This is a genomic window from Nonomuraea sp. NPDC048892, assembly GCF_040649735.1.
Classification (GTDB): domain Bacteria; phylum Actinomycetota; class Actinomycetes; order Streptosporangiales; family Streptosporangiaceae; genus Nonomuraea; species Nonomuraea maheshkhaliensis.
In genome coordinates, this window is record NZ_JBEZFZ010000032.1 from 52,825 (window position 1) to 75,588 (window position 22,764).

Below are 22,764 nucleotides of genomic sequence, written 5' to 3' on the forward strand. Positions count from 1 at the left end.
CTCGGACTTTTGCTCCCGTCGATCACATGTTGATCATGTGGCCGGCGAGGCCGTGGACGGCCTCCTTGACCGCTTCGCCGAGCGTCGGGTGCGCGTGCACGTTGCGGGCCACCTCGTGCACCGTCAGGTCCCACTGCTGCGCCAGGGTCAGCTCCGGCAGCAGCTCGGTGACCTCGGGCCCGAGCAGGTGGGCCCCGAGCAGCTCACCGTGCGTGTTGTCACTGATGATCTTGACGAAGCCGGCCGAGTCGCCCAGCCCGTGCGCCTTGCCGTTCGCCGTGAACGGGAACTTCGCCACCTTCACGTCGTAGCCCAGCTCGCGCGCCTGCGTCTCGGTGTAGCCGAAGCTGGCCACCTGGGGCTGGCAGTACGTCGCGCGCGGGATCATCACGTAGTCGAGCTCCATGGTCTCCGCGTCGGCGATCGTCTCGGCGGCGATGATGCCCATGGACTCGGCCGCGTGGGCCAGCATCAGCTTGGCCGTCACGTCGCCGATGGCGTAGATGTGCGGCACGCTCGTACGGCAGCGCCCGTCGACCGCGATGGCGCCCCGGTCGGTCAGCTCCACGCCGGTCTTCTCCAGCCCGTAACCGTCGACGCGCGGCTGGAACCCGATGGCCTGCATGACCTTGTCGGCCTCCAGCACCTGCGTCTGGTCGCCCCGGGTGACGGTGACCTTGACGGAGGAGCCGGTGTCCTCGATGCCGTCCACGCGGGTGGAGGTCAGCACCTCGATGCCGAGCCGCTTGTAACGCTTGGCCAGCTCGGCCGACACCTCCTCGTCCTCCAGCGGCACGACCCGGTCGAGGAACTCGACGATCGTCACCTTGACGCCGTAGTTGTGCAGCACGTACGCGAACTCGACCCCGATCGCGCCGGCGCCCGCGATGATGATGCTGGACGGCAGTTCCTCGGTGAGGATCTGCTCCTCGTACGTCACCACCCGCTCGGAGAGCTGCGTGCCCGGGATCAGCCTGGTGGTGGCGCCCGCGGCGATGATGCAGTTGGAGAACGTGATCGTCTCGCCGTTCACCTGGAGCGTGTTGGCGTCGAGGAAGGTGCCCCGGCCGTCGTACTCGGTGATGGCGTTCTTCTTCATCAGGTAGTGAACGCCCTTGACCCGCCCGTCGGCCACCTTGCGGCTGCGCTGGAAGGCCGCGCCGTAGTCGAAGGTGACCTCGCCGCTGATGCCGAAGGTCTTGGCCTCGCTGTGGAAGATGTGGGCCAGCTCGGCGTTGCGCAGGAGCGCCTTGGACGGGATGCAGCCCACGTTCAGGCAGACGCCACCCCAGTACTTCTCCTCGACGACCGCGGTGCGCAGTCCGAGCTGGGCGGCGCGGACGGCGGCCGTGTATCCTCCCGGACCCGCGCCGAGAACGACGACGTCATAGTGAGTGCTCATGAGTCGGACCATACCGCCAGGCCGTACCTGACCCCGACCTCAGACCTCTACCTTGTACGACAGGTCGAGCTCGTCGGCGGGGACACCCCTGATCCCCCAGTTCACCCGGGGCATCTCGATGATCGTGATCTCGACGTCCTGGGGATCATAGCCGGAAGTGGCGTAGATCTCCCTGATCAGCGCCCGCTTGGCGGCCTCGGTGCGGCCGGTGAAGCAGATGACCTCGATGATCAAGTAGCGCTCACTGCGCGCAGGGCAGACGAAGTCGTCGGCGTCCAGCAGCAGGAACCGGTGGAACCGCTTGTCCTCCGGCAGCCCCCACGCGCTCACCAGGCACGACTGGAGGAGGTCGGAGACCTCCCGCTGCCGGCCGGCCCACACGTCCCTGCGCCCGTACACCTTCACCTGAGCCATGTCGGCCAATATAGAGGGCGTGATCCGCATACTGCTGGCCGACGACGAGGCCATGATCAGAGCGGGGGTCCGGGCGATCCTCCAGTCAGATCCTGAGCTGGACGTCGTGGCCGAGGCGGGCGACGGCAGGCAGGCGGTGGACCTGGCCATCAGCCACCGCCCCGACGTGGCGCTGCTCGACATCCGCATGCCCGGGCTCGACGGGCTGGCCGCCGCGGCGGAACTGCGCAGGGCCGCGCCGGGCACCGCGGTGGTGATGCTGACGACGTTCGGGGAGGACGACTACATCGCCAAGGCGCTCGATGTCGGGGCCAGCGGGTTCCTGCTCAAGTCGGGCGATCCGCGCGAGCTCATCGCCGGGATCCACGCGGTGGCCGACGGCGCGGCGTATTTGTCGCCCAAGGTCGCCCAGCGCGTCATCACCCAGCTCGCGGGCGGGCGGATGGCCAGGGGCGCGGCGGCCCGCGACCGCATCGCGGCGCTCACCGAACGCGAGCGCGAGGTGCTCGCCCTGCTCGGCGCCGGGATGTCCAACGCGGAGATCGCCCGCCGGCTGCACATCGTGGAGGGCACGGTGAAGGCGTACGTGAGCGCCATCTTGACCCGGCTCGACGTGCGCAACCGCGTACAGGCCGCGATCATCGCCCACGAAGCCGGCTTGATAGCCTGACGCGTGATGTATCGCCTCGTGTTCTCGCAGGTCTTGCGGCGTTTCGACGCCGAGGCCGTGCACCGTCTCACCGTGAGCGCCCTCGCGCTCCTCGCGCGGCTGCCGCTGCTCAAGCGGCTGCTGCACCGGGCGTTCGCGCCGCATGACCCGGCCCTGCGGGTGAGCGCGTTCGGCGTGCACTTCCCCGGGCCGCTCGGCCTGGCCGCCGGCTTCGACAAGGACGCCGCGTGCGCCGAGGGCATCGCCGCGCTCGGCTTCGGCCACGTCGAGGTCGGCACCATCACCGCGCACGGCCAGCCGGGCAACCCGCGCCCCCGCCTGTTCCGGCTGGTACGCGAGCGGGCGGTGATCAACCGGATGGGCTTCAACAACGAGGGCGCTCACGCCGCCGCGCGCAGGCTGCGCAAGCCCCGCAGCGTCCCCGTGGTCGTCGGGGTGAACATCGGCAAGACCAAGGTCGTCCCCGAGTCCGAGGCCACCGCCGACTACGTGGCCAGTGCCAGGCTGCTCGCCCCGCTGGCCGACTACCTGGTGGTCAACGTCAGCTCGCCCAACACGCCCGGGCTGCGCAACCTCCAGGCGGTCTCGCTGCTGCGCCCGCTGCTCACCGCGGTCAAGCAGGTGGCCGACGCCACGCCGCGGCGTACCCCGCTGCTGGTCAAGATCGCGCCCGACCTGGCCGACGAGGACGTCGACGCGGTCGCCGAGCTGGCCTTGGAGCTGGGCCTCGACGGCATCATCGCGACCAACACCACGATCAGGCACGGCGGCGAGACCGGCGGCCTGTCGGGCCGCCCGCTCAAGGAGCGCTCGCTGGAAGTCCTGCGGCGCCTGCGCGCCAAGACCGGCGACCGCCTGACGCTGGTGTCGGCGGGCGGGGTCGAGGACGTGGACGACGTCTGGGAACGCATCCTCGCCGGCGCGACCCTGGTCCAGGGCTACACCGGCTGGATCTACGGCGGCCCGCTGTGGGCCGCGCGCATCCACCGCCAGTTGCTGCGCCGGGTGCACCGCCACGGGCTCAAGTCGGTCACGGAGGCCGTCGGCCGTACGGCGTGACGCCCTATCGTGGAGCGGTGATCGAAGCAGTCAAGCTCACCGGCGACGTCGTGCTCCGCCCCATCACCGAGTACGACGCGCGGCCCCTGCTGGACGCCTACCTGCGCAACCGCGAGCACCTGCGGCGCTGGGAGCCGCGCAGGCCGGAGGAGTTCTTCACCGAGCGGGGGCAGGCCAGGCGGCTCAAGAGCCTGTTGGAGCAGCAGGCGGCAGGGCAGGCGGTGGCCTGGGTGCTGGCCGACGGCGACCTCGTGGCAGGCCGCATGACGCTCAACAACATCGTCAGGGGCCCGTGGCTCAGCGGTGACCTCGGCTACTGGACCGACGCCGGTTACACTGGCCGCGGCCTGGCCACCCAGGCCGTGCGCGAGGTGTGCCGCATGGCCGACCAGGAGGTGGGGCTGCACCGGGTGGCGGCGGGCACGCTGCTCGACAACGCCGCCTCCCAGAGCGTCCTGCTCAAAGCCGGGTTCGAGGCGTACGGCACCGCCCCGCGCTACCTGGAGATCGACGGCCGGTGGCAGGACCACCGGCTGTTCCAGCGCATACTCAACGACCGGCCGGCCTTCTAGAACCCGATCACAGGCTCGGCCGGGTCGACTCCGCGTCGTACGTCATGGCCTCGATCCTGGCCATCGCCTCGGACACGTTGACGCGCCCAGGGCGGTGCGGCCGGCGGCGCTGCCACGGGTGCGGCCCGGCCGCGGGCCGGTATTCGACGCCGAGCGCGTCGAGCCGGGCGAGGTGCTCGCGCAGCCGCCCGTCGAAGCCGGGAGAGGCCGCGCCCGACCAGGCCACCTCGGCCAGCGCGCAGGCCCTGGGCCACAGCCGGTAGTCGACGGTACGGGCGTCGGGCACCCGCTCGGTCCAGAGCTGGGCCTGCACCCCCAGGACGCGGGCCCGCTCCTCCTCCGTCCAGTCCGCCGGCGCCGGCTCGAAGGCGGCCACGTCGTCGATCGTGATCGCGTCGCCGATGGCCATCGGCTCGTCGGCCGATGAGGATTCGGCGTAGTCGAAGTAGAGCGGGAAGACCGGCGTCGCCACCACGTCGTGTCCCGCGGCGGCGGCCCGGCGGCCCACGCCCATGCCGCGCCACGGCATGACCACGGTGTCCTGCCGCAGCCGCCCGCTGACGAACGCCTCGTCCCACACCACGGCGCGGGTGCCCCGCTCGGCCAGCGCGTCGGCCAACCGGCGCAGGAACCACGCCTGGAGGTCGTTGACGCTCTCCAGTCCGAGCGAGTCGCGGTAGGCGCCGATCTCGGCCGACCCGGCCCAGTGGTCGAGCACGACCTCGTCGCCGCCGATGTGCAGGAACGGCGTCTCGCCCAGCGCTCCGATGATCTCGTCGAAGATCGTGGTCAGGAACTCCACGGTCGGCGGCAGCGGCGACAGGATGGCGGGGGAGATGCCCCAGCGGTCGAGCACGTCGTAAGGCTCGCCGGTGACGCCGAACGCCGGGTAGGCGGCCAGGATCGCCGACGCGTGCCCGGGCACGTCGATCTCGGGGACGATCGTGATGTGCCGCGTGCGGGCGTACGCGGCCATCTCGGCCAGGTCGTCGAGCGTGTAGTAGCCGCCGTGCGGGAGGTCGTCGTAGGTCTCCGGCTCGCGGTGGGGGTTCGTCGCCGTACGCGGGCGGTGCGAGGAGACCTCGTGCAGCAGCGGATAGGCCGGGCTCTCCACCCGCCACCCCTGGTCGTCCACCAGGTGCAGGTGCAGCCGGTTGAGCTTGTGCAGCGCCATCAGGTCGATCAGCCGCAGGATCTCCCGCTTGGGGAAGAAATGCCGGGCCACATCCAGGTGCAGCCCGCGCCAGGCGAAACGCGGCGCGTCCTCGACGCGCACCCCCGGCAAGGGCCACGACGCGCCGGCCGAGAAGCGGAAAGAGGCCGGGGGCAGCAGTTGGCGCAGCGACTGCGCCGCGTAGAACGCGCCCGCCGGGCCGCCCGCCACGATCTCCACACCCCGCGACCCGGTCGTCAGCCGGTACGCCTCCTCGTCCAGCGCGGGATCGCGGCGCACGTCGATCTCCCCGGAGTCGCCGGGAAGCGGGTCGAGCCCGGCCAGGGCCGTGCGCACGGGGCCGACCAGGTCGCCGGAGACCGTCACGCCCGAGGTGAGCACATAAGAGGCGGACAGATCACTGAACAGCTGCGGGCGAGGAATCATGCTTCGAGATAGTGCTGCAATCCGTTGGCCAGCGCCAGGGCGATCCGCTGCCGGAACGCGGGGTCCCTGAACTTGGCCGCCTCGGCGGCGTTGCGCATGTTTCCGGTCTCGATGAAGATCTTCGGCACCGTGGACAGGTTGAGCCCGCCCAGGTCGCTGCGGTAGTCGAGCGCCTTGTTGCCGATGTAGGTGGAGTAAGGCAGGCCCGTGCCCTTGCGGTAGGCGTCGCGTACGGCGATGCCGAGCCTGCTGGAGGCGGCCACGACCTTGTCGACCGGACCCTTGATCTTCTTCGGCATGATGACGTGGAAGCCGTGGTTGGCCGGGCCCGAGCCGTCGGCGTGCACGGAGATGGCGGCGTCGGCCCCGGCCTTGTTGCCGATGGCGGCCCGCTGCGTGATGCACGGGCCGACGCTGTCGTTGTCGTGGCGGGTCAGCTTGACCGTGGCGCCCCGGCCCTTGAGGATCTTCACCATCCGCTTGGAGACGTCCCAGGTGAAGGCGGCCTCGCTGTAGCCGTCGTTGGTGGACGTGCCGGTCGTGTCGCAGGGCTTCCACTTGGTCAGCACGTTGACCTTGCGGTTGACCGCCGTGGGGTTGCGGTAGTTGCCGCCGTTGTGGCCCGGGTCGATGACGATGACCTTGCCGTCGAGCGGCTTGGCCTCGGGCGGCGCCTCCTTCGCGGGCGCGGAGGAGGATGAAGCCTGCCCCGCCGGCGTCGCGGGGGCGGCCTGACCTGCCGCGGCGCCACCGGAGCCGGTGCCGCCACACGCGGAGGCGATCAGGCCGCAGACGGCGAGGACTGTGGCTGGTAGAGCACGCATGCCGTCCAACTTACGGCAAGCAGGGAGCCGCGGCCCCGGCTTACGCCCCAAGCGTGGCGGTACGCGGGTCAGCCCTCACCGGGACGCCTGTCTCACCAGACGTGCTCTCCGACCTCCTGCCGTTCGAGCAGGGCGGCCAGCTCCCGCGCGTCCTCGGCGTCGAGCCCGAGAACGACGCGGGGGCGGCCCCACGGATGGTCCAGCGAGTGGGCGACGTAGCTGGCGACCGATTCCGCGCCGCCGTCGGTGCCCCGTCCCCTGTTCGCTCGCCAGTGCCCCCAGGCGCGCTCTAGCTCGGCCGCGGCGCGCTGGGCGCAGGACACCAATTCCGGATCACGCATGACTGTTCCCCCCGGATCAGATCGTGACCGGACCGAATCCGGCCACAATTAGCATGACCCTGACGAGTAAACCGCCGTGCGGCCGCGCCTCCACACGGCTTGACCCAGCCTTGGCCCGCTCTTAGGCGGGTCCCGTGCTGCGCCGCACGATCAGCTCAGGGCGTACCTCCCTCAGTCGCGCGACCTTGCCCGGATCTCCGATCCGGTCGCTCAGCAGCGCGGCGGCCGATCGGCCCATGGCCCGGCGCGGCTGGTCGACCGAGGTGAGCGAGATGTGGTGGGAGGCCGACAGGTGCGTGTTGTCGTAGCCGACCACCGACAGGTCCTCGGGCACGCGCAGGCCCAGTTCGCTCGCGGCGGACAGCACGCCGAGAGCCACCACGTCATTGGCGGCGAAGATCGCCGTGGGCCTGGGGTCACGGGTCAGCAGCGCGACGGCCGCGTCCCTGCCGCCCTCCTCTGTGGAGTCGGCGGCCTCGACCATGATGTACGGCGCCAGCGAATGCCTGCGCATGGCCACGAGATAACCCTCGCAGCGTGACGAGCGCCTGCCCTCGATGTGCGCGATCCGCTTGTGGCCGTGCTCGACCAGGTGGTCGATGGCCAGCCGGGCGCCGAGCTGGTCGTCGTCGACCACGATGTCGACGCCGTCGAGCTCGATGTCACGTTCCCCTACGACGACCGTGGGGGTGTACGCGGTGGCCTCGATCAGCGTCTCGCTGGTCGGCGCGATGCCGAGCAGGACCAGCCCGTCGACCCTCAGCTCAAGGAAGGCCTCCACGGCCTCGTCCTCGAACGCCGGGTCCCACTGGCTGTTCCCGATCAGCATGCGCAGGCCGTCGCCGTGCAGGCTCTCCTGCAGTCCGTCGAGGAACTCCGCGTAGAACGGGTTGTGCAGGTCGGCGACGAGCGCGCCCACCAGATGCGTACGTCCTTCGACCAGGCTGCGCGCGACCGCGTTCGGCCGGTAGCCGAGCTCGCGGGCCGCCTGCAGCACGGCCTGGCGCCGGTGCTCGCTCACGTGCGGGGATCCGCGCAGCACGAGAGAGACCAGCGATTTCGACACGCCGGCTCGTTCGGCGACGTTACGGATGGTCGGTCTGGGCCGAGGCAGTGCGTCTACCTCTCTGAGCTCGGCGATGGTTGAAGAGTTGACGGGCGGTCCTGACATGTGTCTCCCCCGCGATGCGGATATGGGCACCTGTCTGACCAAACGATCGAGTTAGCCGCAGGGTACGGCCTTCGTTACGGATTAGCGCAACCTTGCTCACCCGGAGGTCGATGTTGACTGGACGGTCGCGCGTCCGCTATTGGGCAGGCCGTCGGATACTGTGCAGGTGTGACACCCGGGAAGGCAGCCGAGACCGCAGCTGAGACGGCCCCCGAGACGAGCCCCGAGCCGACCCCCGAGCCGACCCCCGAGCCGGCCCGCGCGACGACCCCCGCGACGACCTCCGAGACGACTCGGCCGGCGCGGCGCAGGCTCAGCGTGGACCGGCGCAGGGAAGAGCTGATGGCGGCGGCGCTGGAGCTGTTCAGCACCCGCGACGCGGAAGACGTCTCGATCGACGATGTCGCCTCGGCGGCGGGAGCTTCGCGGGCGCTGGTCTACCACTACTTCGGCGGCAAGCAGGAGCTCTACGTGGCCGCGCTGCGGAGCGCGGCGGAGCAGCTGGAGTCCCGGCTGCGGCCCCACGGGGGCGGCAGGCCGCTCGACGAGCTTGCCTCAGGGCTCAGTCGCTACTTCGACTTCGTCGAGGAACACGCGGCGGGCTTCGCGGCGCTGCTGCGCGGCGGCCCGGCCAACAGGAGCGGCGAGGTCGGTGAGATCGTCGACGGCGTGCGCCGCCGGCTCTTCCGGTTGATCCAGAAGCAGATGGGCGTCGAGGATCCCAGCCCGGTGCTGCGCACGACCCTGCGGTCGTGGATCGCCTCCGTGGAGACGGCCGGCCTCGACTGGCTCGAGTATCGCGACATAGAGCGATCGACACTCGAGAAGCTGCTCGTCGATCATATGATCGCGCTGCTCGGCGTCGCCGCCGCGCACGACGGTGACGTCGCCAGGCTGCTTGAGCTGCTGGCGTGACAGCCTTGGTCGGGCTGTCTCACTGAACGGGGACAGCCGCGGGTCGGCTGCCTCACCGGAGTGACGTGACTCGGGGAGGATGGCGCCGGGCGGGCGGCGCCAACTTCCCGTGCGACGTCATGTCGTCACAGCGGTGGACCGGGCCGGTCGCCGACCTGGTCCACCCCTTCAACCCCCCTGAGGTCCGTGACGACCCCTCCAGCTACTCGGAGCGCTGCTGCGGAATCCCCGCGAGCAGTGCTCGGACCTCGGTCTCCCGGTAACGCCGATGACCGCCGAGGGTACGAATCGACGTCAACTTGCCCGCCTTGGCCCACCGCGTAACGGTCTTGGGGTCGACCCTGAACATGGTCGCGACCTCAGCGGGCGTGAGCAGTGGCTCGGCCTCGGGTGTACGAGCTGACATTTGTGCGGCCTCTCCTCCGTGTGGACCGGCTTAGCGATCCTGTGACTGCCTTTGCGCGTGTCACGGATGTCCCCCTATGGCGCAGAGCGTGCGGCTTTTCCGAGCCATATGCGGCATCACCCGATGTGACCATACCGCCACGCAGAGCGATTGGCGAGCCCTTCTTTGACCCAACTGCCCGCCCCCGTGGCCATGTCACGCTCGGTGATTCTAGCGACACGTTTCGTGGTATCGCAGTGAAAACGGCAAACTACTCAGTTCGCAGAAGAGAGCAGCCGCGAGACGTGACCTACTCATGCAGGTCAGACAGCCGTATTGGGGCTCAGTTGGCAGATTCCAGCAGTTGCATTGACTTCCACCGGAGGATGACCCTCTGGTACATGGCATAGGCAAGTTCTTCTTGACCCGTGTCCAGGCCCGTCAGGGCCGCTGAAAGCTCCGCGACGGACTGGTCGGCCTGCAACGCGTCGTCGTCCATGAGGTGCACGAGCCCGCCGTAGTCGAGTTCGACCAGGCTGTGGGGGTGGAACTCCTCCAGCCACCGCGCGATGTCCTCGACGTCGAAATTGGACGCCACGTCGCCCAGATGGCGGCGCAGGACGTTGAGCGCGCGCGCCGCCCGCCTCCTGGCCTGCGCCATGGAGGTGACGTAGATGAGGTTACGCCCCGTAGTGGTCGTCACGTCCTGCCCCGGATTGGCCGAGCCGAGCACCAGCCAGCGCTCGTTCCCATCAAACGGCACGAACCACGACGGCGGCACGTGCCACGCCGTGGTGCGGATGTGGGTGCGCAACGCCGATGATCCGGCCCTTCGCTTGTAGCGATCGAAGTCGTCGGCCGTCTGCTCGGCGATCGGCTTGGGCACGAGGTGATCCATCAGTTTCACGGGAGTGGTGCCACGAAGCCGTGAGAACGCCATCCACGAGCGCAGGCGGGTCTGCCAGGGACACACATAGAGACGGTCCTCAACACGCCGGAGATAGGCGTTGGGGCTCTCCTGGGCGGGAACGGGTTGAGGGGGCATGCCGAGCAGGCGCATGACGGACTCGCCGTGCTCCGCATTGAGCGCGTTCGCGCGGCGCGGGCGGTCCCGTGAGTCGGCGTAGTCGGCCCACACCTTGCGCTCGGACTCGGCGAACGCGGTCAGTGGCTCATAGACACGGAGGTAGGCGGCATAGGGCAGCACGGAGGCATCGTGTCACGAAGCGATCCTGCGCGCACCGTCGAGGCTTACTACTCTGTGAGGTGATCTCCGCCGCAAAGGTGCGGTGGACCGGACAGGGAGTCACTACCGTGACCGACGTCTTCGGAGCGTCCCACAAGGACGTCCATGAGCAGGTCGTGTTCTGCGCCGACGAGCCGAGCGGCCTGCGTGCCATCATCGCCATCCACAACACGGCGCTGGGGCCGGCACTGGGAGGCACCAGGTTCTATCCGTACGAGAGCGAGCAGGCGGCCCTGGCCGACGTGCTCAACCTCGCCAAGGGCATGGCGTACAAGAACGCGCTGGCGGGCCTCGACCTGGGTGGCGGCAAGGCCGTCATCATCGGCGACCCGGCGCGCGACAAGAGCGAGGCGCTGCTGCGCGCCTACGGCAGGTTCGTCCAGTCGCTCGGCGGGCGCTACATCACCGCCTGCGACGTGGGCACCTACAGCGAGGACATGGACATCGTCGCGCGCGAGACGCGCTTCGCCACCGGCCGCACCCTGGCCCACGGCGGGGCCGGCGACTCCTCGATCCTCACCGCCTACGGCGTGTTCCAGGGCATGCGGGCCTCGGCCGAGCGGGTGTTCGGCACGCCGTCGCTGCGCGGCAAGCGGGTCGGCGTGGAGGGGGTCGGCAAGGTGGGCCACCGCCTGGTCGGGCTGCTCCGTGAGGACGGCGCCGACGTCGTGATCTGCGACGTCGATCCAAGAGCGGTCGAACGCGTACGTCAGCGGCATCCCGAGGTCGAGGTGGTCGCCGACGCGCGTGCGCTGGTGGAGGCCGACATCGACGTCTTCGCGCCCTGCGCGCTGGGCGGCGCGCTCGACGACGACTCGGTGGCCGCGCTCAAGGCGAAGATCGTCTGCGGGGCGGCCAACAACCAGCTCGCCCATCCGGGCGTGGAGAAGCAACTCGCCGAACGCGGCATCCTCTACGCGCCCGACTACGTGGTCAATTCCGGCGGTGTGATTCAGGTCGCCGACGAGATCGGGGGCTTCGACATGGAACGAGCCAGGTCGAAGGCGGCCCAGATCTACGACACGACTCTGAAGATCTTCCGAATCGCCGCCGAGGAGGGCGTTCCGCCGGCGGTGGCAGCAGATAGGCTGGCCGAGCGCAGAATGTCGGAAGTCGGGCGGATTAGGGGCATTTGGCTGGGCCACTGACGCCCCACGTCCATACGACGTACCGAGCTGGGCACAAAACAGGTACGGTAATAGGCGAACGATAGGCTGACGCCCAAAGTCAGGCGGCGTCAGTGTGTGGTGCGTTAGCGACGAGGGGTCGGGGACGACCCCACACGAGGGGGTCGAGCCAATGGGGCGCGGCCGAGCAAAGGCCAAGCAGGTCAAGGTTGCTCGCCAGCTGAAGTACAACAGCGGTGGCACGGATCTTGACCGTCTTCGCGACGAACTCGGGGTCGGCGACCCCGGCCGCAATGACGACGCCGACGACCGCGATGATGAGCTGGCGGATCGCTATGCCGATTACGCCGATGACTATGGCGCCGGAGAAGACGACGACGGCCGTTCGCCCGGCCGCCGGTAGGCGTTCTCCAGGTTGAGGTGGCCGAGGGCCCGGCACGCCGGATCCTCGGCCACACTCGTCGGGCCCCACGGGTGACCGTGGGGCTTTCGTCACGTGGGGCGAAGCCGGTACGAGCTTCCGATCTCGGGACGTTCACACATCCGAGCGGAGCGCCTTTCGCGGGTGAGCACTCCGCACACGAATGCGATGCGCCTTCCACGAGTGCTCATTCCGCACGCATCGATGCGCGGGCTTTTTGAGCACTCCGCGGGTTTCCTTCGCGTTCCTCGGCGGAAGCCGGGGCGCGGTGCCCCGGCTCCGTGAGGTGGCGTCAGCGGTAGCGGGCCTGTCCGGTGCCGGGCACGATCTCGCCCAGCACCCAGGCGTCCAGCCCGCGCCCGGCCAGCAGCCTGATCGCCGCGTCGGCGACGTCGGCGGCCACCACGGCCGCCATGCCGACCCCGAGGTTGAACGTGCGGTCCATGTCCCGCTGGGCGATCTTCCCGAGCCCGGCCAGCACCCCGAAGACCGCGGGCGGCGTCCACGACGACCGGTCGAGCAGCGCGTCGAGACCGGCCGGCAGCGACCTGGACAGGTTGTTCTCGATCCCGCCGCCGGTGATGTGCGCGTAGGCGTGCACATCGACCGCGCGGGCCAGCTCCAGGCAGTCGAGCGAGTAGATCCGCGTCGGTTCCAGCAGCTCCTCGCCCAGCGGACGGCCCAGCTCGGGCAGCACGGTGTCGAGCGAGAGCGCGGCCTCGCGCAGCACGTGACGCACCAGCGAGTAGCCGTTGGAGTGGACGCCCGACGAGGCCAGCGCCAGCACCACGTCACCGGCGACCACGCGGTCGGGGCCGAGCATCGCCGACGCCTCCACGACGCCGGTGCCCGCACCCGCAAGATCGTATTCGTCCGGGCCCATCGCCCCCGGGTGCTCGGCCGTCTCGCCGCCCACCAGCGCGGCCCCGGCCAGCCGGCAGCCCTCGGCCACGCCGCCGACGATCTCGGCGACGCGCTCGGGAACCAGCTTGCCGCAGGCGATGTAGTCGGTCATGAACAGCGGCTCGGCCCCGCAGACCACCAGGTCGTCGAGGACCATGCCGACCAGGTCGATGCCGATCGTGTCGTGCTTGCCGTACCGCTGGGCGATCATGACCTTGGTGCCGACGCCGTCGGTCGAGCTGGCCAGCAGCGGGCGCCGGTAACGCAGCAGCGCCGAGGCGTCGAAGAGCCCGGCGAAGCCGCTGGCGTCGTCGACCACCTCCGGCCGCCGCGAGCGCGCCACCTTGTCCTTCATCAGGGTCACGGCCCGCTCGCCCGCCTCGATGTCGACCCCGGCGGCCTCGTAGGTGCTCACGTCTTGCTCTCCAACACGAACTTGCCCACGTTGTCCTGGTCGATCGGGATGGGATAGGTGCCGTCGAAGCAGGCCCTGCACAGGCGCTCGGACGGGATGGTGGTGGCCTTGGTCAGGCCCTCCAGGGAGATGTAGCCGAGCGAGTCGGCCCCCAGCGAGGCCCGGATCTCCTCGACCGACAGCGAGCCCGCGATCAGCTCCGCCCTGGTGGCGAAGTCGATGCCGTAGAAGCACGGCCACTGCACGGGCGGGGAGGAGATGCGTACGTGCACCTCACGCGCTCCCGCCTCGCGCAACATCTTGACGATGGCCCGCTGGGTGTTGCCGCGCACGATCGAGTCGTCCACGACCACCAGCCGCTTGCCCTCGACGACCTCGCGCAGCGGGTTGAGCTTGAGCCGGATGCCGAGCTGGCGGATGGTCTGCGACGGCTGGATGAACGTGCGGCCGACGTAGGAGTTCTTCACCAGGCCCTGGCCGTAGGGGATGCCGCTCTCCTCGGCGTAGCCCACGGCGGCGGGCGTGCCGGACTCGGGCGTCGGGATGACCAGGTCGGCCTCGACCGGGTGTTCGCGGGCCAGTACGCGGCCCACCTCGACCCGGGTGACCTGCACGCCGCGCCCGGCGATGGTGGTGTCGGGGCGGGCGAGGTAGACGTACTCGAACAGGCAGCCCTTCGGCTCGGCCAGCGCGAAGCGGCGCGACCGCACGCCGCGCTCGTCGATGGTGAGCATCTCGCCCGGCTCGACCTCGCGGACGAACGTGGCGCCCACGATGTCGAGCGCCGCGGTCTCGGAGGCCACCACCCAGCCGCGCTCCAGGCGGCCCAGGACCAGCGGGCGGATGCCCTGCGGGTCGCGGGCGGCGTAAAGGGTCTTCTCGTCCATGAAGACCAGCGTGTAGGCGCCCTTGACCTGCGGGAGCAGCTCGGCGGCCGCGTCTTCGACGGAACGGGTGCGGTCCTGCGCGAGCAGCGTGGTCAGGACCTCGGTGTCGGTGGTCGCGCGGATGGAACCGGGCTCAAGCCGCTGGGCCAGCTCCGGGGTGTTGATGAGGTTGCCGTTGTGGGCCAGCGCGAGCCCGCCCACGTCGGTCGAGCTCAGCGTGGGCTGCGCGTTCTCCCACACACTGGATCCGGTGGTGGAGTAGCGGCAGTGACCGATCGCCAGGTGGCCGCGCAGGGTGCTCAGCACCGACTCGTCGAAGACCTGGGCCACCAGGCCCATGTCCTTGTAGACGAGAATGCGGCTGCCCTCGCTGGCCGCGATGCCCGCGGACTCCTGCCCGCGGTGCTGCAACGCGTACAGCCCGTAGTAGGTGAGTTTGGAAACTTCCTCGCCCGGAGCCCAGACGCCGAAGACGCCACAGGCGTCTTTAGGTGCGCGGTCGTGGGGGTCCAGGTCATGGCCGAGCCGGCCGTCGCCCTTCAGCACATGCCTCAGTCTAGGTCGGCGGCTTCCGTGCTCGCACACCCGGGGGCGATATCGGGGCCTCCGCCCCGCCTCTCACCTGGAGCTTTGACGCATGGTGACCCAAGGTTGGACACGGTATTACCGTGTCGCGCGGTTTAACGGACCCCTTCCGCGAAAGGGTGAAGTATCCGGCATGCTGACCCGGCGGGAGACGCAGACGTGAGCACACCTGGGGACCCGAACGAGCCCCGCCAGGGGCAGGACCCGCGCGAAGGCCGCCACGACGAGGGGGAGCCCGCGTGGTGGAGTGAGGGCATGCCGCCGGAGGAGCCGACCCGCGGTGACGAACCGTCCAGGGGCAGCGAGCCGGCGCAGGGGGAGGAGCCGCACCCGGGCGGGGAGCCGATCGCGCCCAGGCCGCCCGTGGCGCCGCAGCCGGGCGCGCCTGAGCCCGACGTGCCGCCGACGCACGAGCCGAGGCCGGCCGACGGGCCGTCCCATCCCGATCTGCCCACCTCGCCGGAGACGCCGCCGCCCGCGACGGGCGGAGACACCGGGCCGACGACCCCGACGACGCCGACGACCACGCCGCCCGCCGGTGGCGCGGACGCCGAGTCGACGCAGGTGTTCCCGGTGCCCGGCGCGACTCCGTCCTATCCGGGCTGGAGCGGGACGCCGCACGAGGAGGAGCCGCCGCCCAGGCCGGCGCCCTCCCGCTACGAGCAGGGCCCGTCCGGCCCCTCAGGCCCGTCCCAAGGCCCCTCAGGTCCGCCCCAGGGCCCGCCGTACGGCGGCCAGGAGGGTCCGTCGTACCAGGGCGGCCCGCCGCGGGACCAGGACCCGACCGTGCCCGGCACGACCCCCTCCAGCCCGTACGGCGGCCCGCCCGGCTACCCCCCGCCCCCGGGATCGCCCTACGGCGCCCAGCCGTCCCCGTACGGCGGATACCAGCAGCCGCCCCCCGGCAGCGGCCTGGCCACCGCCTCGCTCGTCCTCGGCGTGGCCAGCCCGTTCCTGGTCTTCGTCTGCTTCACCGGCCTCATCACGGCCATCCTGTCGATCGTCTTCGGCTGCGTGGCCCTGGTCAGGCAGGTCGGCAGGGGCCGCGCCATCGCCGGCATCGTGATCAGCATCCTGTCGCTGATCCTCTTCGCGATCGTGGCCATCTGGTTCTGGAACGTGGTGCAGGAGTGCGCCCACCTGGACGGCCAGCTCGCCGACCGCTGCTTCGAGTCGAAGTTCCCCTGGATGAACGGCAGCCGCTAGAGCGGCAGGTGCGCTGACAGGTCGGCTCGCGCCCCGCTGGCGGAGATGGCGCCTTTGGCCATGGCCTCGTCCCAGGTCAGGCGGCCCAGGGCGAGTTCGATCCAGGTCCGCCCGTCGGTCTCGACCACGTTCGGCGGGGTGCCGCGGGTGTGGCGGGGCCCCGCGATGGCCTGGACGGCCGCGTACGGGGGCACGCGCACCTCGACGGTCCTTCCCGGCGCGGCTGTCGCGAGCCGGTCGAGCAGGTGGCGTACGGCCTGCCTGGCCGCGTCGCGCTCGGGCTTCAGCCCCCGGTCGTAGGCGGCCAGCACGGCGGCCACGAGTGCTTCGGGCAGGGCGGACGCCGGGCCGTCGTAGGGCGGCTCGTCGAGGGCGACGAGCTGGGCGTCGAGGGCCGATCTCAGCTTCTCCGGATCCATCTTGCGTGGTGACACCCCACCATTGTCTCCCGGGAAGCGTTCATCGAGATGGAGGTCGTCGTTCACCTCGGGTTTCGACAGTGACCGTAGCGTCCCCGCCGTACAACCGCGCCCATTGATGGAGGACCTGTGGCGAACCCCGACGCGGGACGGCGGCTGCTGCCGCTGCTGTCCACCCCGCACAAAGGTGGCCGATCCGCGCTGACGTGTCAGTTCCGCTGCGGCAACGCGTGCGCGCATGACGTGGCCAACACCAGCGGCAACGCCTACTTCGGCGACGTGGTGCGCGAGGCGATGTCGCGGCGCGGCGTGCTGCGGGCGGGCGCGCTGGGCGCCCTCGTGGCCGGCGCGGGGGTGGCGGGCGCGGGCGTCCCGGCCTTCGCGGACGAGCCCGCGGAGGCCGCCAGGGGAAAGGGGCACGGCAGCGGCGACCTGCGCTTCACGCCCGTGCCGCCGAACAAGGAAGACGCGCTGAGCATCCCGGACGATTACCGTTCCTCCGTGGTGGTGCGCTGGGGCGATCCGGTGCTGCCCGACGCACCGGAGTTCGACTTCGACAACCAGAGCGCCGACGCCCAGAACAAGCAGTTCGGCTACAACTGTGACTACGTGACGCTGCTGCCCATGGGCAAGGACCGGGCGCTGCTCTGGGTCAACCACGAGTACACCGACGAGAGCCTGATGTTCCGCGGCTACACCGGCGGCGCGGAGGCGACCGAGGAGCAGATCCGGATCGGGCTGGCCGCGCACGGCGGCTCGGTCGTGGAGATCGAGCGCTCCGGCGGCAAGGGCGAGTGGAAGCTGGTCACCAGGGGCCGCCGCCGCTACAACCGGCGCATCACGGCCCAGACGAAGATGCGGTTCAGCGGCCCGGCGGCGGGGCACGCCCTGCTCAGGACCGCGGCCGACCCCAAGGGCGTCGGGCCCGTCGGCATGCTGAACAACTGCTCGGGCGGCACCACCCCGTGGGGCACGGTGCTGACCGCCGAGGAGAACTTCGACCAGTACTTCGTCAACGGCGACAAGGTGCCGGCGGAGCAGAAGCCGTACATCACCCGCTACACGATCCAGACCGGCGTGCCGTCGAGCAGCCGCAGGTTCGACCGCGTCGAGGAGCGCTTCGACCTGGAAAAGCACCCGAACGAGGCCAACCGGTTCGGGTGGATCGTGGAGATCGACCCGTTCGACCCCGACTCCACGCCGATCAAGCGCACCGCGCTCGGGCGGTTCAAGCACGAGGCCGCCAACACGACGCTGGCCCGTGACGGCCGCCTGGTCGTCTACATGGGTGACGACTCGCGCTACGAGTACATCTACAAGTTCGTCTCCAAGGAGCGCTACAAGCCCGGTTTCGACCGGCACAACCGCACGCTGCTGGACGAGGGCACCCTGTACGTGGCCAAATTCACCGGCGACAGCCCGGCGTCCGAGATCGACGGCTCCGGCAAGCTGCCCGCGGACGGTGAGTTCGACGGCTCGGGCGAGTGGATTCCGCTGGTCTCGGGCGACAAGTCGTACGTGGACGGCATGTCCGCCGCCGAGGTGCTCGTCCACACCCGCTCGGCCGCCGACAAGGTCGGCGCGACCAAGATGGACCGCCCAGAGGACATGGAGCGCAACCCGGTCACCGGCGGCGTGTACGTGGCCCTGACCAACAACACCAACCGCACCGCGGCCGAGGCGGACGAGGCCAATCCGCGTTCCGCGAACAAGCACGGCCACGTCTTGGAGATCGTGGAGCGGCGCGGCGACGCCGGGGAGAAGCGGTTCGCCTGGTCGATCCCGCTGGTCTGCGGCGACCCGAACGACGCCGCCACCTACTTCGCCGGCTACGACAAGAGCAAGGTCTCGCCGATCTCCTGCCCGGACAACGTCACGTTCGACAAGGACGGCAACCTCTGGATCTCCACGGACGGCAACGCGCTGGGCACGAACGACGGCCTGTTCGTGATGCCGGTCAAGGGCAAGGAGCGCGGCCACCTGCGCCAGTTCCTCACCGTGCCGGTCGGCGCCGAGACCTGCGGCCCGCTCGTCACGGCCGACCAGCGCAGCGTCTTCGTGGCGGTGCAGCACCCGGGCGAGACCGACGGGGCGAGCCCGGAGGAGCCGAGCAGTCACTGGCCTGACGGAGACCAGCCGCGCCCGTCGGTCGCGGTGGTCTGGCACGGGCAGGGCAAGAAGATCGGCGCTTGACCTCAGGTTAACTTGAGGTCGTAGGGTCCGTGCCATGAGCATGGAAGTGACGGCCTGGCACCAGCTGTACTCGATGAACAACCAGCCGCAGCGTCGCAGTGTTTCGAGGGCGACGCTGCGGCGCATCGGCGGCTTCGCCCGCCCGCACCGCCGCAGGCTGGCGTGGTTCCTCGTGCTGAGCGTCGTGACGGCCGCCCTGGCGGTGGGCGCGCCGCTGCTCGCGGGCCGGGTGGTCGACGCCATCTTCACCGGCGAGCCGCTCCAGGTGGTCGTCACCGTGGCGCTGGCCATCGCCGCCCTGGCCATCGCGGAGGCCGGCCTGGGGCTGGTGAACCGGTGGCTGTCGGCGGGCCTGGGCGAGAGCCTCATCCTCGACCTGCGCACGGCCGTCTTCGACCACGTGCAGAAGATGCCGATCGCGTTCTTCACCAGGACCCGCACCGGCGCGCTGGTCAGCCGGCTCAACAACGACGTGATCGGCGCCCAGCGGGCCTTCACCGACACGCTGTCGGGCGTGGCGGGCAACCTCGTGACGCTCGTGCTGACGCTGATCGCGATGATCGGCATCTCCTGGCAGATCACCCTGCTCGCGCTGCTGCTCCTGCCCGTCTTCGTGCTGCCGGCCCGGCGGATGGGCACCAGGATCGCCCGGCTGCGGCGCGAGGCGGCCGACCTCAACGCGGCCATGGCCACGCAGATGACCGAGCGCTTCTCCGCGCCGGGCGCGACGCTGGTCAAGCTGTTCGGCCGGCCCGCGCACGAATCCACCGAGTTCGCGAGCAGGGCCAGCAGGGTCCGCGACATCGGGGTGCGCTCGGCGATGACCCAGTCGGCCTTCGTGACCGCGCTGACGCTGGTCTCCGCGCTGGCCCTGGCCCTCGTGTACGGCCTGGGCGGCTTCTACGCCCTGCGCGGACAGCTGGCCCCCGGCGCCCTGGTGGCCATGGCCATGCTGCTCACCCGCCTCTACGCGCCCCTGACCGCGCTGGCCAGCGCCCGCGTGGACGTCATGAGCGCGGTCGTCAGCTTCGAGCGCGTCTTCGAGGTGCTCGACCTCAAGCCGCTCATCCAGGACCGGCCGGACGCCCGCGAGGTGCCCGAGGGCCCGGTCTCGGTCGAGTTCGACGACGTGCGCTTCGCCTACCCCTCGGCCGACAAGGTCTCGCTCGCCTCACTGGAGGAGGTCGCCACGCTCGACTCGCGCGGCGGCGAGGAGGTGCTGCACGGCATCTCGTTCCGGGCCGAACCCGGCCAGATGGTGGCGCTGGTCGGCTCGTCGGGAGCGGGCAAGTCCACGATCGCCCAGCTGCTGCCCCGCCTGTACGACGTCGACTCGGGCGCCGTCCGGCTCGGCGGCGTGGACGTACGCGACCTGAGCGCCGACTCCATCCGCGACACGCTCGGCATGGTCACCCAGGACGGCCACCTGTTCCACGAGACCATCCGCGCCAACCTGCTGCTGGCCAGGCCGGAGGCGAGCGAGGACGAGCTCTGGGACGCGCTCTCCCGCGCCCGCCTGGCCGCCCTCATCGAGTCGCTGCCCGACGGGCTCGACACGGTCGTCGGCGAGCGCGGCTACCGCCTGTCGGGCGGCGAGCGCCAGCGCCTGACGATCGCCCGGCTGCTGCTGGCCAGGCCCAGGGTGGTCATCCTGGACGAGGCCACGGCGGCGCTCGACTCGACCTCGGAGGCGGCCGTGCAGGCGGCGCTGGGCGAGGCGCTGGCCGGCCGGACCGCCGTGGTGATCGCGCACCGGCTCTCCACGATCAGGGCCGCCGACGTCATCCTCGTCATCGAGGACGGGCGGGTGGCCGAGCGCGGCACGCACGCCGAGCTGCTCGCCACCGGCGGCCGCTACGAGGAGCTCTACCGCACTCAGTTCGAGGACCCCACGACGGCGGGCGCGGCGGCCTGAGGCTCCTCAGGCTCGGCCCGGTCGCGCAGCGACCAGAGCGCGATCGGGATCGCCGCCACCACCACGACGGCCGCGATGACCAGCGTGAACTGGTAGGCGTCGAGGAAAGCAGCCAGCGGCGGCAGGTCGCTGCCGCTCTGCCTGGAGCTGAGGAACGCGCCCAGCACGGTGATGCCGAGCAGCCCGAACACCTCGCGGGAGACGTTGAGCACGCCCGAGGCCACCCCGGCGCGGGCCTTGGGCATGCCGCCCAGCACGGCGGAGGTCAGGGGGACGAGCAGGCCGCCGCCGAGGCCGTACAGGAGGAACCAGGGGGCGACGTCGGGAAAGCCGCCGTCGGCGCCGACGCGGGAGATCAGGAAGATCGCCGCGCCCATGAGCGCCATCCCGAGCGCCACCGTGCGGCCGATGCCGAGCGCGGCGCTGATCCGCTGCGACAGGAGCGCGACCACGGCCATGGTCAGCGCCATCGGCACGAACGACGCGCCCGCCTCGGTGGGGGTGAAGCCGAGCACGTTCTGCAGCCACAGGGCGCTGAAGAAGTAGATCCCGAACACCCCGAACGACCAGATCCCGCTGGTCAGCAGCCCGCCGCTGAACACCCGCGACCTGAACAGCGACACCGCCACCATCGGTTCGGCGGCGCGCGACTCGGCCAGCACGAACGCCACGGCCGCGACCACGAACACGCCCGCCGCGGCCAGGATCGCGGGTGAGGTCCAGCCGGCGCTCTCGCCCTCGATGAGCGCGTACGTCAGGGCGAAGAGCGCCACCGCCGAGGTGACCAGGCCGGGCACGTCGAGGTTGTGGCGCACCCGCTCGAACGCGGGCCTGACCGCCCACAGCGCCAGCCCGGCCGTCACGACGCCGATGGGGACGTTGACCAGGTAGATCCAGCCCCAGTGCAGGTTCTCGCTGATGAAGCCGCCCACGACCGGCCCGAGCGCCATCGACAGCGCTCCCGCCATGCTCCAGATGCCCACGGCCCTGCCGCGCTCATCGGGGTCGGGGAAGATCTGGCTGATCAGCGCGAGCGCGGTGGGGGTGAGCAGGGCCGCGCCCACGCCCTGCACGGCTCGCGCCGCGATCAGCATGTCGCCCGAGGTGGCCAGTCCGGCCGCCAGCGAGGCCACGGTGAAGACGGCCAGGCCGCCGAGGAAGACCCTGCGGGCGCCGTACACGTCGGACAGCCGGCCGCCGGCCAGCATGAGGCCGGCGAAGACCAGGATGTACGAGCTGACGATCCACTCCAGGCCCGAGATTGTCAGGCCCAGGTCCCGCTGGATCGTGGGCAGGGCGACATTGCCCACGTTGTTGTCCAGATAGGTCATGAAGGTGCCTAGTGTCACCGCCGCCAAAGCCCACCATCGCATGAAATATCCTCCTATACGCTGTACTTGTACGTCGTATAGTTGAACTTGTACGTCGTATAGTTGTCAACCGTGATGGGAAAACTGACCGCGCGGGCGATCGCGGAACGGGCCCTGGAGATCGGCGACGCCGAGGGCCTCGAAGCCGTGACCATCCGCCGCCTGGCCACCGACCTCGGCGTGACCCCGATGGCCCTCTACTGGCACTACAAGAACAAGGAGCAGTTGCTCGTCGGCATGGCCGACCACCTGATCGGCGGCTTCGCGCCCAAGCCCGCCGACGAGCGCCCCTGGCAGGACCAGCTCCGCGACCTGGTCGAGGGCCTGATCAGGACACTGCGCACCCACCCCTGCGCCAAGGGCATCCTGGAGCAGATCGACCCGGTCGAGGTGGAGCACTTCCTGGCCGTCTGGGACCGCGCGCTCGGGCTGGCCCGTACGGCCGGCTTCACCGTGGACGAAAGCTGCCTGATCACCAAATACCTCCTGCAGAGCGCCATCTCCATCGCGGACGCGCCCGTCCACGTCCGGGCCGACTGCGAGTGGGAGGAGCAGGTGCGGATCAAGCAGGTGGGCCTGCAGTCGCTGCCCGTGCAGCGCTACCCCCACCTGGTGGAAGGCGCCTCCTCACTGGCCGGCGGACTGGCTCCCAGCCTGTACGACACCTTCGGCGTCGACCTCGTCCTGTCCGGCATCGAGGCGCTGGCGGCCAGGCGTTAGGGTC

The 22,764-nt window shown here is 70.5% G+C and carries 22 protein-coding genes; 10 read left to right on the plus strand and 12 right to left on the minus strand.

Annotated elements, in window-relative coordinates:
* Positions 1-22: 22 nt before the first annotated feature.
* Together lpdA and AB0C28_RS49145 are read right to left on the minus strand one after the other, a co-directional pair.
* Complete coding sequence (gene lpdA / locus AB0C28_RS49140; RefSeq protein ID WP_358083362.1) at positions 23-1,402, minus strand: dihydrolipoyl dehydrogenase; 1,380 nt, start codon at positions 1,400-1,402, stop codon at positions 23-25.
* Positions 1,403-1,441: 39 nt separating this feature from the next.
* Positions 1,442-1,816 carry a tautomerase family protein gene (locus tag AB0C28_RS49145; RefSeq protein ID WP_357861917.1) on the minus strand — a complete coding sequence of 125 codons (375 nt, stop codon included), beginning with the start codon at positions 1,814-1,816 and terminating at the stop codon, positions 1,442-1,444.
* 19 nt (positions 1,817-1,835) lie between these two features.
* Here AB0C28_RS49145 and AB0C28_RS49150 point away from each other — a divergent pair, with 19 nt between their 5' ends.
* The 3 genes from AB0C28_RS49150 to AB0C28_RS49160 are packed head-to-tail and all read left to right on the plus strand — an operon-like array spanning position 1,836 to position 4,117.
* A complete protein-coding gene (locus tag AB0C28_RS49150; RefSeq protein ID WP_357861915.1) occupies positions 1,836-2,486 on the plus strand; it encodes a response regulator transcription factor in 651 nt (216 codons plus the stop codon).
* Between the two features lie 6 nt (positions 2,487-2,492).
* Positions 2,493-3,545: a quinone-dependent dihydroorotate dehydrogenase gene (locus tag AB0C28_RS49155; protein ID WP_357861913.1), complete on the plus strand. Its 1,053-nt coding sequence runs from the start codon at positions 2,493-2,495 to the stop codon at positions 3,543-3,545.
* 17 nt (positions 3,546-3,562) lie between these two features.
* A complete protein-coding gene (locus AB0C28_RS49160; protein WP_357861911.1) occupies positions 3,563-4,117 on the plus strand; it encodes a GNAT family N-acetyltransferase in 555 nt (184 codons plus the stop codon).
* Between the two features lie 7 nt (positions 4,118-4,124).
* Here AB0C28_RS49160 and AB0C28_RS49165 read toward each other — a convergent pair whose 3' ends face one another.
* The 4 genes from AB0C28_RS49165 to AB0C28_RS49180 all read right to left on the minus strand — a co-directional run bounded on the left by AB0C28_RS49165 (position 4,125) and on the right by AB0C28_RS49180 (position 8,023).
* Positions 4,125-5,717 carry a beta-N-acetylhexosaminidase gene (locus tag AB0C28_RS49165; RefSeq protein ID WP_358083365.1) on the minus strand — a complete coding sequence of 531 codons (1,593 nt, stop codon included), beginning with the start codon at positions 5,715-5,717 and terminating at the stop codon, positions 4,125-4,127.
* Positions 5,714-6,541 carry an N-acetylmuramoyl-L-alanine amidase gene (locus tag AB0C28_RS49170; protein ID WP_357861907.1) on the minus strand — a complete coding sequence of 276 codons (828 nt, stop codon included), beginning with the start codon at positions 6,539-6,541 and terminating at the stop codon, positions 5,714-5,716. The genes AB0C28_RS49165 and AB0C28_RS49170 overlap by 4 nt, the downstream gene beginning before the upstream one ends.
* A 92-nt stretch (positions 6,542-6,633) precedes the next feature.
* Entirely contained in the window at positions 6,634-6,882 is a 249-nt protein-coding gene (locus AB0C28_RS49175) for a hypothetical protein (protein WP_345559797.1), read from the minus strand.
* 121 nt (positions 6,883-7,003) lie between these two features.
* The gene (locus tag AB0C28_RS49180) at positions 7,004-8,023 is read right to left on the minus strand and encodes a LacI family DNA-binding transcriptional regulator (RefSeq protein ID WP_358083431.1); all 1,020 of its coding nucleotides are present in this window, start codon (positions 8,021-8,023) and stop codon (positions 7,004-7,006) included.
* A gap of 198 nt (positions 8,024-8,221) precedes the next feature.
* On the opposite strand from AB0C28_RS49180, the gene AB0C28_RS49185 reads away from it, so the two are divergent.
* Positions 8,222-8,968 (plus strand): TetR/AcrR family transcriptional regulator, encoded by a 747-nt coding sequence (locus tag AB0C28_RS49185; protein ID WP_358083368.1) that lies wholly within the window; start codon positions 8,222-8,224, stop codon positions 8,966-8,968.
* Between the two features lie 202 nt (positions 8,969-9,170).
* Here AB0C28_RS49185 and bldC read toward each other — a convergent pair whose 3' ends face one another.
* Both bldC and AB0C28_RS49195 read right to left on the minus strand, forming a co-directional pair.
* Complete coding sequence (gene bldC / locus AB0C28_RS49190) at positions 9,171-9,374, minus strand: developmental transcriptional regulator BldC (RefSeq protein WP_013133571.1); 204 nt, start codon at positions 9,372-9,374, stop codon at positions 9,171-9,173.
* A 322-nt stretch (positions 9,375-9,696) separates the two neighbouring features.
* Positions 9,697-10,560: a hypothetical protein gene (locus AB0C28_RS49195; RefSeq protein WP_357861903.1), complete on the minus strand. Its 864-nt coding sequence runs from the start codon at positions 10,558-10,560 to the stop codon at positions 9,697-9,699.
* A gap of 107 nt (positions 10,561-10,667) precedes the next feature.
* Here AB0C28_RS49195 and AB0C28_RS49200 point away from each other — a divergent pair, with 107 nt between their 5' ends.
* Together AB0C28_RS49200 and AB0C28_RS49205 are read left to right on the plus strand one after the other, a co-directional pair.
* Positions 10,668-11,747 carry a Glu/Leu/Phe/Val dehydrogenase gene (locus tag AB0C28_RS49200; protein WP_357861901.1) on the plus strand — a complete coding sequence of 360 codons (1,080 nt, stop codon included), beginning with the start codon at positions 10,668-10,670 and terminating at the stop codon, positions 11,745-11,747.
* A gap of 151 nt (positions 11,748-11,898) precedes the next feature.
* Entirely contained in the window at positions 11,899-12,129 is a 231-nt protein-coding gene (locus AB0C28_RS49205; RefSeq protein WP_346105632.1) for a DUF3073 domain-containing protein, read from the plus strand.
* A gap of 310 nt (positions 12,130-12,439) precedes the next feature.
* Here AB0C28_RS49205 and purM read toward each other — a convergent pair whose 3' ends face one another.
* Together purM and purF are read right to left on the minus strand one after the other, a co-directional pair.
* Positions 12,440-13,465: a phosphoribosylformylglycinamidine cyclo-ligase gene (gene purM / locus AB0C28_RS49210; protein ID WP_358083371.1), complete on the minus strand. Its 1,026-nt coding sequence runs from the start codon at positions 13,463-13,465 to the stop codon at positions 12,440-12,442.
* Positions 13,462-14,898: an amidophosphoribosyltransferase gene (gene purF, locus AB0C28_RS49215; protein ID WP_346105636.1), complete on the minus strand. Its 1,437-nt coding sequence runs from the start codon at positions 14,896-14,898 to the stop codon at positions 13,462-13,464. Before purF ends, purM begins: the two co-directional genes overlap by 4 nt.
* A gap of 198 nt (positions 14,899-15,096) precedes the next feature.
* Here purF and AB0C28_RS49220 point away from each other — a divergent pair, with 198 nt between their 5' ends.
* A complete protein-coding gene (locus AB0C28_RS49220) occupies positions 15,097-16,143 on the plus strand; it encodes a hypothetical protein (protein ID WP_358083374.1) in 1,047 nt (348 codons plus the stop codon).
* Here the strand turns inward: AB0C28_RS49220 and AB0C28_RS49225 are convergent.
* A complete protein-coding gene (locus tag AB0C28_RS49225; RefSeq protein WP_357862014.1) occupies positions 16,140-16,562 on the minus strand; it encodes a sterol carrier family protein in 423 nt (140 codons plus the stop codon). The genes AB0C28_RS49220 and AB0C28_RS49225 overlap by 4 nt on opposite strands.
* A 129-nt stretch (positions 16,563-16,691) precedes the next feature.
* On the opposite strand from AB0C28_RS49225, the gene AB0C28_RS49230 reads away from it, so the two are divergent.
* Together AB0C28_RS49230 and AB0C28_RS49235 are read left to right on the plus strand one after the other, a co-directional pair.
* Positions 16,692-18,755, plus strand: coding sequence for a PhoX family phosphatase (locus tag AB0C28_RS49230; protein ID WP_358083377.1), 2,064 nt, complete (start codon positions 16,692-16,694; stop codon positions 18,753-18,755).
* A gap of 34 nt (positions 18,756-18,789) precedes the next feature.
* Positions 18,790-20,670: an ABC transporter ATP-binding protein gene (locus AB0C28_RS49235; RefSeq protein WP_358083379.1), complete on the plus strand. Its 1,881-nt coding sequence runs from the start codon at positions 18,790-18,792 to the stop codon at positions 20,668-20,670.
* On the opposite strand, the gene AB0C28_RS49240 is transcribed toward AB0C28_RS49235, so the two are convergent.
* Positions 20,631-22,043 (minus strand): MFS transporter, encoded by a 1,413-nt coding sequence (locus tag AB0C28_RS49240; RefSeq protein ID WP_358083382.1) that lies wholly within the window; start codon positions 22,041-22,043, stop codon positions 20,631-20,633. The two genes, AB0C28_RS49235 and AB0C28_RS49240, sit on opposite strands and share 40 nt — an antisense overlap.
* A 72-nt stretch (positions 22,044-22,115) precedes the next feature.
* Between AB0C28_RS49240 and AB0C28_RS49245 the strand changes: the two genes are divergently transcribed.
* The gene (locus AB0C28_RS49245; protein ID WP_358083433.1) at positions 22,116-22,760 is read left to right on the plus strand and encodes a TetR family transcriptional regulator; all 645 of its coding nucleotides are present in this window, start codon (positions 22,116-22,118) and stop codon (positions 22,758-22,760) included.
* Positions 22,761-22,764 lie beyond the last annotated feature (4 nt).

Bases quoted from the DNA above. Each gene is read 5' to 3' on its own strand.
- AB0C28_RS49165 (WP_358083365.1), bottom strand. From the start codon at position 5,717: ATGATTCCTCGCCCGCAGCTGTTCAGTGATCTGTCCGCCTCTTATGTG.
- AB0C28_RS49245 (WP_358083433.1), top strand. From the start codon at position 22,116: ATGGGAAAACTGACCGCGCGGGCGATCGCGGAACGGGCCCTGGAGATC.
- AB0C28_RS49175 (WP_345559797.1), bottom strand. From the start codon at position 6,882: ATGCGTGATCCGGAATTGGTGTCCTGCGCCCAGCGCGCCGCGGCCGAG.
- AB0C28_RS49170 (WP_357861907.1), bottom strand. From the start codon at position 6,541: ATGCGTGCTCTACCAGCCACAGTCCTCGCCGTCTGCGGCCTGATCGCC.
- AB0C28_RS49205 (WP_346105632.1), top strand. From the start codon at position 11,899: ATGGGGCGCGGCCGAGCAAAGGCCAAGCAGGTCAAGGTTGCTCGCCAG.
- AB0C28_RS49235 (WP_358083379.1), top strand. From the start codon at position 18,790: ATGAGCATGGAAGTGACGGCCTGGCACCAGCTGTACTCGATGAACAAC.
- AB0C28_RS49225 (WP_357862014.1), bottom strand. From the start codon at position 16,562: ATGGATCCGGAGAAGCTGAGATCGGCCCTCGACGCCCAGCTCGTCGCC.
- AB0C28_RS49155 (WP_357861913.1), top strand. From the start codon at position 2,493: ATGTATCGCCTCGTGTTCTCGCAGGTCTTGCGGCGTTTCGACGCCGAG.
- AB0C28_RS49240 (WP_358083382.1), bottom strand. From the start codon at position 22,043: ATGCGATGGTGGGCTTTGGCGGCGGTGACACTAGGCACCTTCATGACC.
- bldC (WP_013133571.1), bottom strand. From the start codon at position 9,374: ATGTCAGCTCGTACACCCGAGGCCGAGCCACTGCTCACGCCCGCTGAG.
- lpdA (WP_358083362.1), bottom strand. From the start codon at position 1,402: ATGAGCACTCACTATGACGTCGTCGTTCTCGGCGCGGGTCCGGGAGGA.
- AB0C28_RS49145 (WP_357861917.1), bottom strand. From the start codon at position 1,816: ATGGCTCAGGTGAAGGTGTACGGGCGCAGGGACGTGTGGGCCGGCCGG.